Annotated in this window: 13 protein-coding genes and 1 riboswitch; of the genes, 9 read left to right on the top strand and 4 right to left on the bottom strand. The window is 72.4% G+C overall.

The annotated features are described in order from the left end of the window. A complete protein-coding gene (locus AWX74_RS10000) occupies positions 1-1272 on the bottom strand; it encodes a sensor histidine kinase (protein ID WP_091274113.1) in 1272 nt (423 codons plus the stop codon). After that, positions 1269-1925, bottom strand: a complete 657-nt coding sequence (locus tag AWX74_RS09995; protein WP_091274110.1) for a response regulator transcription factor — start codon at positions 1923-1925, stop codon at positions 1269-1271. Before AWX74_RS09995 ends, AWX74_RS10000 begins: the two co-directional genes overlap by 4 nt. A 201-nt stretch (positions 1926-2126) precedes the next feature. Between AWX74_RS09995 and AWX74_RS09990 the strand changes: the two genes are divergently transcribed. The 4 genes from AWX74_RS09990 (at position 2127) to AWX74_RS09975 (ending at position 5786) form a co-directional block, all read left to right on the top strand. Then, positions 2127-2678 carry a hypothetical protein gene (locus AWX74_RS09990; protein ID WP_131799441.1) on the top strand — a complete coding sequence of 184 codons (552 nt, stop codon included), beginning with the start codon at positions 2127-2129 and terminating at the stop codon, positions 2676-2678. Next, positions 2675-3793, top strand: coding sequence for a peptidoglycan-binding protein (locus AWX74_RS09985; RefSeq protein WP_091274104.1), 1119 nt, complete (start codon positions 2675-2677; stop codon positions 3791-3793). The genes AWX74_RS09990 and AWX74_RS09985 overlap by 4 nt, the downstream gene beginning before the upstream one ends. Beyond that, entirely contained in the window at positions 3790-4515 is a 726-nt protein-coding gene (locus tag AWX74_RS09980) for an ABC transporter ATP-binding protein (RefSeq protein WP_311984605.1), read from the top strand. Before AWX74_RS09985 ends, AWX74_RS09980 begins: the two co-directional genes overlap by 4 nt. Before the next feature lie 86 nt (positions 4516-4601). Further along, complete coding sequence (locus tag AWX74_RS09975; RefSeq protein ID WP_242666161.1) at positions 4602-5786, top strand: ABC transporter permease; 1185 nt, start codon at positions 4602-4604, stop codon at positions 5784-5786. Between the two features lie 31 nt (positions 5787-5817). On the opposite strand, the gene AWX74_RS09970 is transcribed toward AWX74_RS09975, so the two are convergent. Beyond that, complete coding sequence (locus tag AWX74_RS09970) at positions 5818-6534, bottom strand: class I SAM-dependent methyltransferase (protein WP_226931276.1); 717 nt, start codon at positions 6532-6534, stop codon at positions 5818-5820. Positions 6535-6635: 101 nt separating this feature from the next. Beyond that, positions 6636-8213 carry an aminotransferase class V-fold PLP-dependent enzyme gene (locus tag AWX74_RS09965; RefSeq protein ID WP_091274096.1) on the bottom strand — a complete coding sequence of 526 codons (1578 nt, stop codon included), beginning with the start codon at positions 8211-8213 and terminating at the stop codon, positions 6636-6638. A 37-nt stretch (positions 8214-8250) separates the two neighbouring features. Continuing rightward, positions 8251-8366: riboswitch (SAM riboswitch) on the bottom strand. A gap of 395 nt (positions 8367-8761) precedes the next feature. On the opposite strand from AWX74_RS09965, the gene AWX74_RS09960 reads away from it, so the two are divergent. The 5 genes from AWX74_RS09960 (at position 8762) to AWX74_RS09940 (ending at position 14269) form a co-directional block, all read left to right on the top strand. Further along, on the top strand, positions 8762-10063 hold the full coding sequence (locus AWX74_RS09960; protein WP_091274093.1) for a COG4705 family protein: 1302 nt from the start codon (positions 8762-8764) through the stop codon (positions 10061-10063). A gap of 155 nt (positions 10064-10218) precedes the next feature. Further along, positions 10219-10824, top strand: coding sequence for a GNAT family N-acetyltransferase (locus AWX74_RS09955; protein WP_091274090.1), 606 nt, complete (start codon positions 10219-10221; stop codon positions 10822-10824). 185 nt (positions 10825-11009) lie between these two features. Further along, positions 11010-11693, top strand: coding sequence for a response regulator transcription factor (locus AWX74_RS09950; protein ID WP_091274086.1), 684 nt, complete (start codon positions 11010-11012; stop codon positions 11691-11693). A gap of 160 nt (positions 11694-11853) precedes the next feature. Then, positions 11854-12690 (top strand): undecaprenyl-diphosphate phosphatase, encoded by an 837-nt coding sequence (locus AWX74_RS09945; protein WP_091274083.1) that lies wholly within the window; start codon positions 11854-11856, stop codon positions 12688-12690. Between the two features lie 79 nt (positions 12691-12769). Further along, on the top strand, positions 12770-14269 hold the full coding sequence (locus AWX74_RS09940) for a sensor histidine kinase (protein ID WP_091274081.1): 1500 nt from the start codon (positions 12770-12772) through the stop codon (positions 14267-14269). Positions 14270-14276: the final 7 nt, after the last annotated feature.

Genomic DNA, 14276 nt, shown 5'->3' with positions numbered 1-14276 from the left:
CTAGGGGAACTGCCCGTCGGAGTCGTGGTCGTGGGTGAGTGCCGGCCGTGCTCTCGGGGCGAGATCGTCGTGGTTCTGCCTGGTGGCCGCCGGGATCGTCACCACCACATCCAGCCCGCCCTCCGCGCGGGCGGAAGCGGTCACCGTGCCACCGTGGGCCTGCGCCACCGAGCGGACGATGGACAGGCCCAGGCCGCTGCCGCGGGCCGAATGGACGCGGTTCGTCGCCCGGGCGAACGGCTCGAACAGCGCGGGCACGCTGCTGGGGGCGATCACCGGCCCGCTGTTGGTCACGGTCAGCCGGGCCGCGCCGTCGATCGGGCCGGCGGTGAGACGCAGCCAGCCGCCGGCCACGTTGTGCCTGATGGCGTTCTGCAGCAGGTTCTGCACGAGCCGGTCGAGCAGGAGCCGGTCGCCGCTCACCGTCACCGGGCGGGCCTCGGCGTCGAGACGCAGCCTCAGCCGCTCCGCCTCCGGGCGGGACAGGACCAGCCCGCCCTCGACGACCTCGGCGACGTCGACCGGCCGCGGGTCGGCCACGCCGTGCTCGGCGCGGACCAGCGCCAGCAGCCCGTCCACCAGCCGCTCGTGCCTGGCGTTCACCGCCAGCATGGTCTCGCCGAGCCGCACCAGGTCGGGGGAGGCGTCGGGGCGGGCCATCGCCACCTCGAGCAGCGTCTGGTTGATCGCCAGTGGTGTCTTGAGCTCGTGGGAGGCGTTGCCGACGAACTGCCGCTGCGCCGCGAACGTGGCGTCGAGCCGGGACAGCATGTCGTTGATCGCGACCGTGAGCTCCTTCCACTCGCCGTTGTCCTCCGCCACCGGGACGCGTTCGCGCAGGTTGCCGTCCGCGACCCGGCGGGCGGTGGCGATGATGGGGCGCAGCGGGCGCAGGGTCGTGCCCGCCGCGAACCAGCCGACCGCCAGACTTGCCACCGTGAACCCGGCGACCAGGACCAGCCCACGATCGACCAGCGGGTCGAGGGTCCCCGCGCGTAGCTGCTGCCGGAGGGACCGCTCCGCCTCCGCCGCCCGGGCCTTGGACCGCTCGATCTGCTCGTCGGAGGCGGTGGGCCCGACGGCGGCGGGGTCGAGGTCGACGGTCTGCAGCGCGATGGAACGCTCGACGAGCAGGTAGGTGGCGAGCAGGGTCGAGGCGCCCACGACCAGGCCGAGAGCGGCGAACATCAGCGCCAGCCGGAGGCGGACGGCCGACCGCCCGGCGGCCCGGCGGGCAGACCGCCCGGCGAACCACGCAGCGGGCCCGGTCAACGTAGCCGATACCCCGCGCCGGCGACCGTCTCGACGAGCTGGGGCTCACCCAGCTTGCGCCGCAACGTCATCACGGTCACCCGGACGACGTTCGTCAACGGGTCGATGTTCTCGTCCCAGACCTTCTCCAACAGCCGCTCGGCGCTCACGACCGCGCCCTCGGCCAGCAGCAGCTCCTGGAGCAGCCCGAACTCCTTGCGTGACAGGGGGAGGTGGCGGCCGTCCCGGCTCGCCTGGACGCGGCCGGGGTCGAGCTCGATGCCGGCCCGGTGCAGCACCGGAGGGGCCGCGGGCCGCGCCCGTCGGGCCAGCGCCCGCACCCGGGCGACGAACTCGGCGAACGCGAACGGCTTCGGCAGGTAGTCGTCCGCCCCGAGTGACAGGCCGGCGACCCGATCATCGATCTCGCCCGCCGCGGTGAGCATCAGCACTCTGGTCGCCGCACCTGACGCGACGACCTGACGGCAGACCTCATCGCCGTGGGTGAGCGGAAGATCGCGATCGAGGACCAGGACGTCGTAGTCGTTGACCCCCAGCCGTTCGAGCGCCTCGGCGCCGTCGTAGGCCACGTCGACCGCGATGGCCTCGCGGCGCAGGCCCTCGGCGATCGCGTCGGCCAGCAGCTGCTCGTCCTCGGCAACCAGCACGCGCATCAGCGCCTCCCTTCGAAACCCTCGGGCGTCGAACCTCGAACATCGAACCTCGGGCCTGGAACCCCGGACGTCGGACCGGCCGCGGTGCTGCGGTGATTGTCGAGGAGAACGGGATAAGAACTGCGTAAGTGTCGTCGCTTACGGTGACTTTATCTCCGCGCGGGTTGTATCCGTGACATGAAGAACACGCCAGGTCCTGGAGTGAGTCGGCGGCGGAGAGCGCTGCTGGGCCCCGCGCTTGTGATCGGGCTGGCCGCGTTGGTCCTGCCCGCCGGTTGCGGAGGCGACAGCGAATCGCCGCAGGTGGCGTCCGTCGCGAACGGCGCCACGACGGCCCCCGCCGCCGGGACCGATCGCGACAGCCAGATCAGGCGGTATCGAGACTGCCTCGTGACGAACGGCGTCACCCTGCTCGACCAGCCGACCGAGGAAGGCATGCCGCAGATCGACAAGGTGCGGACGAACCTCGGGGTCGTGGACGCCGCCTCGCAGAAGTGCCGGTCCCTGCTGCAGGCCGTCTTCGACGCGGAGCGGCCCGACCAGGACGCCATCGAGAACCAGCGGAAGCTGGCGGAGTGCATCCGCGGCCGCGGCGTGCCGGACTACCCGGACCCCGACCCGGTGACCGGCGAATCGCGGGTCAGTGACCAGTTCGCCGCCCGGATCAAGGATGACCCGAACGTGGCCTCGGCCGTGCTCGCCTGCCAGCAGCAGGTCAATCCGTCCAGCACCGGCGGGACGGTGGGCGGGTGAGGAGACGCACCGGCCTGGTCGTGGGCGGGGCGGCGGCCGCGCTCGCCCTCACCGGCGGTCTGGTGATCGTGAGCGTCGGGTCGGGCGGGTCGTCGGAGGCACCGGCCGCGGCGGCACCGCCCACGGACACCGCCGAGGTCATCCGCACCGACCTGGTACAGACCGCCTTCGTCGACGGAACGCTCAGCCACGGCCCGACCCAGCCGGTCGATTCCCGGGCGAGTGGCACCCTCACCTGGCTGCCCGCCGCCGGTGGCACGGTGGACCGCGGCCAACCGCTGCTGCGCGCGGACGAACAGCCGGTGGTGCTGCTGTTCGGCGAGCTGCCGATGTACCGCCAGCTCGCGCCCGACACGGTCGGCGCGGACGTCGAGCAGTTCGAACGGAACCTGAGCGAGCTCGGGTACACCGGCTTCCGGGTCGACGAGCGCTACACGGCTGACACGGGTGCTGCCGTCCGGCGCTGGCAGCGGGATCTGCACCGCAACCAGACCGGCACGGTGGAGATCGCCGATGTCATCTACCGGCCCGGCCCGGTCCGGGTGGCCAGCCGGGTGGCCCGCCTCGGCGCGAGCGCGACCGGGCAGATCCTCACCTGCACCGCGACGACGAAGATGGTGACCGCTCAGGTCCCGGCGCAGAACACCGCCTGGGCGGTTCGCGGCGGTGCGGTGGACGTCGTGCTGCCGTCCGGCACGGCCGTCTCCGGCGTCGTCGCGGACGTCGGCACCCAGCAGTCGGCCAGTCAGCCGGACGCCGGCGCGGACAGCTCCGCCGGCGGGACCGGAAACGGTGGCGGCGGGGCCGGTGGTGGCGGGGGAGCACAGCAGACGACGGTGCCGATCACCGTGACCATCGCCGACCAGGGTGCGGTCGGTGCGCTGGACCAGGCTCCCGTCAAACTGCGGCACGTCCTGGCAGAGCGGGCGGACGTACTGGTGGTTCCGGTGACGGCGCTGCTCGCGACGATCGAGGGTGGCTACGCGCTGGAGGTCGTCGCCGACGGTGGCGGAACCCGGATGATCCCGGTGCGGACCGGCCTGTTCGCGGACGGCCGGGTCGAGGTCAGCGGCACCGAGGTCAGGGCCGGTCTGAAAGTGACGGTGCCGACGTGAGCGCCGGCACGGGTACCGACCTGAGTACCGGTGCGGGTGCCGAGGTGAGCGCAGGCCCGAGTGCCACCGCGGTGGTGCGGATGGAGGGCGTCTCCAAGCTGTACGCGGGCGGTGTCGTCGCGCTGCGCGACGTCGACCTGACCATCGACCGCGGGGAGATGGTGGCTGTCGTCGGCCGCTCCGGCTCCGGGAAGTCGACGATGCTCCAGATCATGGGCACCCTCGACCGGCCGTCCACCGGGCGTGTGTACCTGGACGGTCACGACGTCGCCGCGCTGCCCGACCGCCGTCTGGCGGCGTTGCGGGCGCGCCGCATCGGCTTCGTCTTCCAGAGCTTCCACCTCGCCGAGGGCGTGCCCTGCCTGGACAACGTGGCCGACGGGCTGCTGTACGCCGGTGTCGCGATTCGTGAACGGCGCCGGCGGGCCGAGGCGGCGCTGGAAAGGGTCGGGCTCGGGCACCGGCTTCGGCACCGGCCCCACGAGCTCTCCGGCGGGGAGCGGCAGCGGGTCGCCATCGCCCGTGCGGTGGTCGGCGCCCCCAGCCTGCTGCTGACGGACGAGCCGACCGGCAACCTGGACACAGCCTCGGGGGCCGCCGTGCTGGACATCCTGCAGGATCTGCACTCCACCGGCACCACCGTCGTCGTGATCACGCACGACCGGGACATCGCCGAGCGGCTCCCGCGCGAGATCCGGCTGCGTGATGGACGGGTGGTCTGATGGAGCCCACACCACCCCAGCGCGAAACGCCGCGGCCCGAGGCGCCGCAGCCTGGGACACCTCGGCCCGAGGTACCCCGACCCGAGGTGTTGCAGCCGGCGCGGCTCGGCGTTGCCGACACACTCCGGACCGGCTCCGCCGGCCTGCGCTCCCGGCCGTTGCGGGTCGGGCTGGCAGCCCTGGGGATCGCGCTCGGCGTCGCCGCGTTGGTCGCCGTCCTCGGTGTCTCCTCGTCCAGCCGTGCCGACCTGGACCGGCAGCTGGCCGCGCTCGGCACCAACCTGCTCACCGTCGAACCCGGGCAGACCGCACTGGGAGGCAAGGCCCGCCTGCCGACCGAGTCCATTCGGATGGCGGCCCGGATAGGACCGGTGTCCTCGGTGTCCGCGACCGGGCGGATCAACGCCGCGATCTACCGCAACGATCACGTCGACGCCGGGAACACCAGCGCGATCGCGGTGCTGGCCGCCCAGCCGGGGCTGCCGGTGGCGGTGGGCGGTGCCATGGCCGAAGGCCGCTGGCTTGACCAGGGGACGTCAAAGGTGCCGGCGGTCGTCCTCGGCTCCCGCGCGGCCACGAAACTCGCGATTCACCAGGCCGGCCTGCGGGTCTGGCTGGGCGGTCAGTGGTTCGGTGTCCTCGGTGTGCTCGAGCCCGTCCCGCTCGCCCCCGAACTGGACAACGCCGCCCTGGTTGGCTGGGGCGCCGCCGAGACCTATCTGGGCTTCGACGGACATCCCACGATGTTGTACACGCGCTCCGCGGAGCCGCAGGTCGAGGCGGTCCGCACGGTCCTGCCGGCGAGCGTGAACCCCCAGAACCCGTACGAGGTCCGGGTCTCGCGCCCGTCGGACGCCCTGGCCGCGCAGCGTGCCACCCGCCACACGCTGGACCGTCTTCTGCTGGGGCTGGGCGCGGTCGCCCTCGTGGTCGGCGGGGTCGGCGTGGCCAACACCATGGTCATCTCGGTGTTGGAACGGCGGGGCGAGATCGGGCTGCGACGTGCCCTCGGCGCGACCCGGGGCCAGATCCGCCTGCAGTTCCTCACCGAGTCGCTGCTGTTGGCAGCCCTCGGTGGGCTCGGTGGTGTCCTGCTGGGCTCCCTCGCCACGGCGGGGTACGCGGCAACCCAGCACTGGCCGGTGGCCATTCCGCTGGTCGCCTGGCTGGGCGGCCTGGTCGTCACCCTCCCGATCGGCGTGGTCGCGGGTATCTACCCGGCCATCCGCGCGGCCCGTCTCACCCCCGTGAGCGCACTGAACACACCTTGACGGCGAATCACGTAGCCGATGGCCACTCGGATCAGCGCAGCCGGCGGGCGCGCAGAACCACATCGTCGGTGTGGTGCGCACCCGCCCCGCCCTCGGGCGCGATCCGCGGGCGCTGCTCGTCGCACTCCACCACCCAGTCGTCGTCGAGCAGCGCGGCGACCATCGAGGGCCAGACGTAGTCGGCCGGGTTGAAGCCGCCGTCGTGCACCGGCTGGACGTCCATGCCGGCGTGGTGCACGAGCAGCAGCAGGCCGCCGGGCGCGACGGCGGCGAGCAGGGCCCGTTCGGCGGCGGCGTCGGGGGTGCGCAACAGGGCCGGGTACTGCGCGGAGACGAGGTCGAAGGACGCCGGTGGCAGCACTGCCGGCGCCGCCTCCGTCAGTTCGGCGTGCACCCATCGTGCCGTCACACCGGCGTCACGGGCGTGCTCGGCCGCTCTCCGCAGCGCGACACCCGAGACCTCGAGCGCGGTCACGTCCCAGCCGCGGTTCGCGAGCCAGACGGCGTCCGCACCCTCGCCGCAGCCGACGTCAAGGACCCGTCCGGGTGTGAGCCCGGAGACCTCGGCTACCAGGGCGCCGTTGGGCTGCCCGCTCCACAGCCGCTCCCGCTCGACGTACCTCCTGTCCCACTCCGCCTGCACCGCGAGGTTCCCGAGATAGCCGTCGGCGGGGGAGAGGACGTCGGGCGAGGCGGCGTCGGGTGCGGGTGCGGGCACGGGCGATTCGGCGGTCAGTCTGTCGATCATTGGGCCACTCTCGCCCAGGGTGCGTCCGTCCTCCAACATTGTTTGCCGAACTGGCAAACCCGCGTTGGGCTGTCCGCTCACCCCGCGGGGGAGATCGGAGATCAGGTGCCGCAGGGCGAGGTGGCAGGCACCCGGGCGGCCGGGGTCGATGCCACCCATTCGGGCAGGGCCCGATCGTCCGGAGTCGGAGCCCAGCCGCCCGGGCCGCACGTGTAACCCCAGCGGGGGCCTCCGGCCAGGTATTCGTCCAGTGCCTCGATGAGCTGGTCGACATCGGCGGTGGTCGAACCGACGCCGACACTGGCGCGCAGCGCGCCGCCGGGGGCTCCGAGCCGCCGCAGCAGCGGATGCGCGCAGAACCGGCCGGCGCGCAGGCTGATGCCGTGCTCGGCGGCGAGATACACGGCGACGGCGTCCGGGTGATGCCCGGAGAGTGTGAACGTGACGACACCGACCGGAGCGCGCGTCCCGTCCGTGCCGGCGGCGGGCCAGCAGGCCAGCACCCGGACGCCGGGCAGAGCGCCGAGCCCGTCCGCCAGGCGGTGCCGCAGGGCCAGATCGTGCGCGGCGAGTGTCTCCGCGGGCAGTTGGGCCAGCGTGCGGCAGGCGGTCGCCAGCGCCGCCACGCCGGGCAGGTTCGGGGTGCCGGCCTCGTGCCGCGCCGGCGCGTCCGCCCAGGTGACGGAGTCCGGTGTGACCTCGCGGACCGCGCCGCCACCGGCCAGGTAGGGCGGGGCGGCATCCAGCCAGTCACGCCGGCCGACCAGCGCCCCCGCCCCGAACGGGGCATACAGCTTGTGGCCGGAAAACGCCAGGTAGTCGATGCCGAGGCCGGCCAGGTCGATCCGGGCATGCGGGGCCAGCTGGGCCGCGTCGACGAACAGGCGGGCGCCGGCGTCATGCGCGACGGCCGCGAGCCGGGCCAGCGGCAGCCGCTCCCCGGTCACGTTGGAGGCCCCGGTGACCGCGAGCAGCGCGGTCGGCTCGGCGCGCAACGCCGTGACGAGCGCGTCCAGCGTCTCCTCCGGAGTCGTTCGGGACTCCACCACCTCCCGGCGCACCGCCGACCACGGCAGCAGGTTCGCGTGATGCTCCAGATCGAGAACCACCACCCGGGCGGCCCGGCCCACCGCGTGCGCGACGCAGTGTGCGAGCAGGTTCACCGCATCGGTGGTGTTGCGGGTGAACACCACCGTGTCGTCCGTTCGCACGCTCAGGAAGCGGCCCACCTCGTCGCGAGCGGTCTCGTACACCGCGGTGCAGACCTGCGAGCCGAAGCCGGCTCCGCGGTGCACGCTCGCCGAGTACGGCAGTAGCCGGGCCACCTGGTCGGCCACGGCGACGAGGCTGGGTGCGCTTGCCGCGTAGTCGAGGTTCACATGGCGGATGCGGCCACCGCCGACCAGCGGGACGTCCAGATCGGCTCCGACGACGGGCAGCAGCGCGTCGTGCCCCGCGCTGGCTGCCGCCGGGCCAGCCCAGGGCGGCAGGACCTGACGGTCGCGGAACCTGGCCGGGACAGCCCGCGCCGTGGTCATGGCCCGGGCCGCGGGCTCGGTGCGAGAGGCGGGCGCGGTGCGAGACGCGGGCGCGGTGCGTGCGCCGGGAACGGTCTGTGCGGCGGGCGCGGTGGCGGCGCGGGCGGCGGGATGGTCAAGGGCAGGCTGAACAGACGGCACAGCCGTGACTCCTTCGGGTCCATCGGACCCCGGTGAGGGTCCGCACTTGCCACGCCCGACACCCGGACGCGGCCTGGTCACAACCGGGGGCACCCCGCCGCGGAGGAGGGTTGCCGGCCAGCAAGCCCGGACTTGACGCTGGCACTCTTGACCTGGATGAGCGCAATGTGACCTGATCGATCACCGTGCGCTCGTCGTGCTCCCACGAAGGCGGGACCACGACGCCGCCTGAGGTCACATACCGAGACTCAGAGCGACGCGGACAGACTACCTCTCCGACCGGCCAGGTCGACAAGCGCCTGAGGGTGCCGTATCCGTCCCGGCCGCCCTGCCGAGCGCGTCCCAGTAGCCCGCTGAACCCTGCCAGACCCGTCACGGGTCCTTTCGGCGCGCAGCTGGCAGGCACGACCGGTCATAGCGCGCCGCCTGCCCGGATCCGTCACACGTTCCTTACATGAAGCGATGAGCAGGCTGTCGGTGACATAGACACCCCGACCGGATGGCCGGCCGTGCTCCATCGCCGGCGTGGCGGACCAGGAAAGAGACCCATGACCAGACAGCACAGCCTGGCCCGCGCGGATGGATCTCCCGCGCCGGTCCGTCAACGGCTCAGCAAGGTCCCGGAGGTGACCGCGCTTTTCTGGGTCATCAAGGTACTGTGCACAACGGTCGGTGAATCCGCCGCCGACTTCCTCAACGTCAACCTCGGTCTCGGCCTGACGGGCACATCCGTCGTCACCGGGGTTCTGCTCGTCGGTGCGCTGATCGTGCAGTTCACCGTGCGGCGCTACGTGCCGGTGACGTACTGGCTCGCGGTGGCGCTGGTGAGCGTGTTCGGCACGCTGGTGACCGACAATCTCACGGACAATCTCGGAGTTCCGCTGGAGACGAGCACCCTGGTCTTCGGCGGTCTGCTCGGGCTCACCTTCCTGGCGTGGTACCTGGTCGAGAGAACCCTCTCGATTCACTCCGTCCTCACCGCGCGGCGTGAGGCCTTCTACTGGCTGGCTGTTCTGGTCACCTTCGCGCTCGGCACGGCAACCGGCGATCTCATGGCCGAGGTCCTGGGGGTCGGCTACCTGATGACGGGAGTCATCATGGTGGCGTTGATCGCGGCCCTCGCGGCCGGATGGCGAAACGGGCTCAATCCTGTTCTTTCCTTCTGGCTGGTCTACGTTCTGACCAGACCGCTCGGCGCGTCGATCGGCGACTATCTCTCCCAGTCGCAGGATGTGGGCGGTCTGGGCCTGGGCGCTACGGTGACAAGCCTGATCTTCACGGCCGGCATCATCGTCATCGTCGTCTATTTCTCGGTCACCAGAGCGGACGTCATCCCGGCCACCCCGGCCACCCGTTCGGCCGCGGCCGGCTCCGGCTCGGGTTCCGACTCCGGCGCGAGGCCGGGGCGGGGTGGCCTGGTGCAGACGATCGTCGTCGTCTCCCTCGTGCTCGTCACCGCGGGGACGGGATACTTCCTGCGCAGGTCCGCGCTGGAATCCGACACGTCGGGCCTGGCCCCGGCCAGTGATCAGGCGTCCGGCGGCGGTCAGGCGGCACCGTTCTCGCCCCTGGGGGACCTCTCGAAGTTCGCGACCATAACCCAGGACACGCTGGACCGTCTGAACGCCGGCCATCAGTCGGCGGCCACGTCCCGCATCGGTGACCTCGAAACCGCGTGGGACAACGCCGAGGCCCGCCTGAAGCCGCGGGACGGCGCAGCCTGGACCGCGATCGACGACAGGATCGACACCGCGCTGCGCGCGCTCCGCTCGACGCACCCGGACGTGAACCGTGAACGGTCGGCGCTGACCGGCCTGCTGACCGACCTGCGCCCGCAGGCCGGTACCTGAAGGCGAGGGGGCCTCGTGGGGCGCGAAGGCCCCTCGCGGGCCCGACCCGCCTGATTTCATGTCGATGTGCCGCATCACCTGAGCCATCCCGGGGTCCGCAGCCCGGCCCGCGCTGTCGGGCGGGTGCATCGACCGAACCGCCTCCGGCCGGCGTCATGACAGGCGTCACCCGCGGGGCGGTTCCGGCGGGCCGTTCGCAGGTGGTGGTCAGGCCGGCGAGGCTGTCCGACGCCGCCGCGATCCGGGCCATCTACGCGCCCTACGTGCTGGATACACCCATCACCTTCGAGGTGGAGGTGCCCAGCGAGGAGGTTGTGCGCGCACGCATGACCGCACGGCCGTTGATGCCCTGGTTCGTCGCCGAGATCGAGGGCGAGGTCGCCGGCTACGCCTACGCCAGCCAGCACCGGGAGCGCGCGGCCTACCGCTGGTCGGCCGATGTCTCGATCTACCTCGCCGGCCGGCAGCGCCGGCGCGGGCTCGGCCGGCTGCTTTACACCCGGCTGATCGACGAGGTGCGAACGCTCGGCTATGTGACCCTGTTCGCCGGTATCGCCCTGCCGAACGAGGCCAGCGTGGGCCTGCACACCGCGCTCGGGTTCCGGCCGGTCGGTGTCTACCCCGCGGTCGGCCACAAGGCCGGCCGCTGGCACGACGTGGGCTGGTACGCGCTGCTGCCTCCGGGAAGCCCGCCTGCCGACCCGGCCGAGCCCCGGGAATGGGACGTCGACCACCACGCGTCCGAGTCCGCCGCCGGCTGACCGCCTGATCGCCGCGGCCGGCCATCGCGCCGGGCGCCGCCAGACCCGCCGCGGGCACCCGCCACAGGCCCTGAGGGAGCTGAGGAGCTGAGGAGCTGAGGCGCTCCCGTCGAGCTCACATCCGTCGAGCTCACATCCGTCGAGCTCACATCGAACTCAAATCCGCGGCGACCTATCGTTCGGTCATGCGGGTGCTGGTGGTGGAGGACGAGACGCGCACCGCCGCGCTGCTGCGCCGGGGCCTGGCGGAGGAGGGGTTCGCGGTCGACGTCGTCGCGGACGGCGCCGACGCCGTGTGGCAGGCCACCGAGATCACCTACGACGTGATCGTGCTCGATCTGATGCTGCCGAGCCTTGACGGGTTCGAGGTCTGCCGGCGGCTGCGCGCCGCGGGGCGCTGGGCACCGGTGCTCATGCTCTCGGCCCGCGGCGCCGTGACGGACCGCGTCCGCGGGCTCGATGTGGGTGCCGACGACTACCTGGCCAAACCGTTCAGCTTCGAGGAACTGTCCGCCCGCATCCGGGCCCTGATCCGCCGCGGTGCCCACGAGCGCCCGGTCGTCCTGGACGTCGACGGGCTGCGCCTGGACCCGGCCGCGCGCACCGCGAGCCGCGACGGTGTCCCCCTGGACCTGTCGCCGAAGGAGTTCGCGCTGCTGGAATACCTGATGCGCCATCCCGGTGAGGCGCTGCGCCGCACTGCCATCCTCGAACACGTCTGGGACTTCGCCTACGACGGAACCTCCAACGTGGTCGACCAGTACATCGCCTATCTCCGTCGCAAGATCGACAAGCCTTTTGGTACGACGCAGCTGGAGACGGTGCGCGGGGCCGGCTACCGGCTGCGGACCAGCGCCCGGACGGACTGACCCCACCGGGCGCCGCCGCGCCTGCGTCCGGGCAGGGACGAATCTCATCGTCCTCACATGATCCCGGTCCTAACGTGCACTTCCGTCACCGCGCGGCCGTGGCCACCGCTGCCACCGGCGCGACCGCCGCCGCGCCCGAATCCGCCAGGAAAGGCGACCAGTGAGTGCCATCAGTGTCGGGCAGGCCCTTGTTCTCGGTGTCGTCGAGGGCGTGACGGAGTTCCTTCCGATCTCCTCCACCGGTCACCTCAAGATTACCGAGGGGATCATGGGCCTTCCCGTGGACGACCGGTCGGTCGTCGCCTTCACGGCTGTCATCCAGGTGGGCGCGATCGGGGCCGTGCTGGTCTATTTCTTCACCGACATCCGCCGGCTGGCGACCGCCTGGGTGCGCGGGCTGGCCGACCGGGAGCTGCGCCAGCACCACGAGTTCCGGTTCGCCTGCTGGATCTTCTACGCGACGCTGCCGGTGGTCGCCGTCGGGCTGGCCGCCAAGTCACTGATCGACGGGCCGCTGGCCTCGCTCTGGATCGTCGCGGGTTCGCTGCTCGCCGGAAGTGCCTTCATGTGGTTCGCCGACCGGTTCGGCCGGCGCAAACGGGGTGAGGACGACATCGATCTCACCGATGCCATGGCCGTGGGGTCGTCCCAGATCCTGGCCCTGCTCTTTCCCGGGTTCTCCCGTTCCGGGGCGACGATGTCCACGGCGCTGGTCCGTGACCTGGACCGGGTGGCAGCCACCCGGCTGTCCTTCTTCCTGTCGATTCCGGCGCTGACCGGCGCCGGCCTGTACGAGCTGAAGGACGCGGTCGGCGGCGGTGTCTCCGCACTGCCGCTGGTGGTCGGCACCGTGGTCTCCTTCGCCGTCGCCTACGCCTCCATCGCCTGGCTGCTGCGGTATGTGGCCCGGCATTCGTTCGACGTCTTCGTCGCCTACCGGATCGTGGTCGGGCTGGCCCTGTTCGGGCTGCTGGCCACCGGCGCGCTGGCCGCGTGAGCGCCCGCCGTCCTGGTCATCATCGTGGGGAGCCGGCGTTCCGCCCGGATACCGGAAGATCACAGAGGAAGCGTCGTTCGTGCCACTGCGAGTGAGACTGACCCTGCTGTTCGCGCTCGGCACCTCGCTTGTGCTCGTCGCCGCCGGCGTGCTCTTCTACCTGCTGCTGCGCAATGACCTGCAGAACTCAGTCGACGCCAGCCTGCGCACCCGCTTCTCGATCCTCGCCGCCCAGCTCCCGGAGGCGTCCGATCCGGCGGCGGAGCTGAAGGAGGCCGGTGCCGGGCCCGCTCAGCTCCTGCGCGCGGACGGCACCGTCATCGCCTCGACCGACGTCGCGGGTTCGGTGCCGCTGCTCGACCGGGACCAGGCGGCGGCCGCCCGCACGGGCATGACCTCGCTCACGCTCGAGGTGGAGCAGCACCGGGGAACGGACACCGACGAGCAGGACGTACGCGCACTGGCCGGGCCGCTGCCCACCACACCGCTGCCCACCACACCGCTGCCCACCACACCGCAGCAGAGCGCACCGCGGCAGTCCGCCCCGCGGCAGTCCGCCCCGCAGCAGATCATCCTGGTGGTGGCGACGGAGACCGACCTCGTGGATGCCGCCGAGGACCGGATCCGCAACATCATGATCGCGGCGACGGCGCCGACGGTGGCCCTCGCCGGGCTCGCGGCCTGGCTCCTCTCGGGCGCCGCGCTGCGCCCCGTCGACCGCATGCGCCGGCAGACCGCCGCCATCAGCGAGTCCGACAGCGCCGCCGAGCTGGACGTCCCCGCCACCCGGGACGAGATCGCGGCGCTGGCGACCACGATGAACGACCTGCTGCGCCGGCTGAACGCCGCCCGCGCCCGCGACCGGGCCTTCGTCGCCGACGCCGGGCACGAACTGCGCACCCCGCTGACGAACCTCAAGGCCGAGCTCGACCTCGCCGGGCGCCCCGGCCGCACGCGTGACGACCTCGTCGAAGCGGTCGGCAACGCCGCCGAGGAGACCGACCGCCTCATCCGGCTCGCCGAATCCCTGCTCACGCTCGCCCGGATGGACAGCGGCATCATCACCCCGCGCCGGCTGTCCGTCGGTGACCTGCTCGACCGGGCCAGCCGGTCCGCGGCCGGCCACGCGCAGACCAGGGACGTCACGATCCGGACGGACGCCGACCGCATCCTGACCGTCGACGCCGAGCCCGACCTGCTGCGCCAGGCCGTCGACAACCTCCTGGCCAACGCCATCCGGCACGCTCCACCCGGCACCGCCGTGGAGGTGGTGGCCCACCTGGCCGAGGGTGGGTCGGCCGTCGCCGTTCAGGTCCGCGACCACGGCCCGGGCTTTCCCCCGGGATTCCTCCCGCACGCCTTCGAACGTTTCCGCCGGTCCGACAGCGCCCGCACCCGGGATCACGGCGGGACGGGCCTGGGGCTCGCCATCGTCGCCGCGACCGCCCAGGCACACCACGGGACCGCCGCGGCCAGCAACCATCCCGACGGCGGCGCCGTCGTCACCCTCACCCTCCCGACCAGCCAGCCCCCCGACGTCGGCATTCCCGGCCCCGGGACCGATGAGAACCCCGCCTGAGCATGCC

The organism is Parafrankia irregularis (assembly GCF_001536285.1).
Taxonomy (GTDB): Bacteria; Actinomycetota; Actinomycetes; order Frankiales; family Frankiaceae; genus Parafrankia; species Parafrankia irregularis.
Note: the sequence above shows the minus strand (reverse complement) of the source record. Positions and strands in the feature narration are given on the sequence as shown.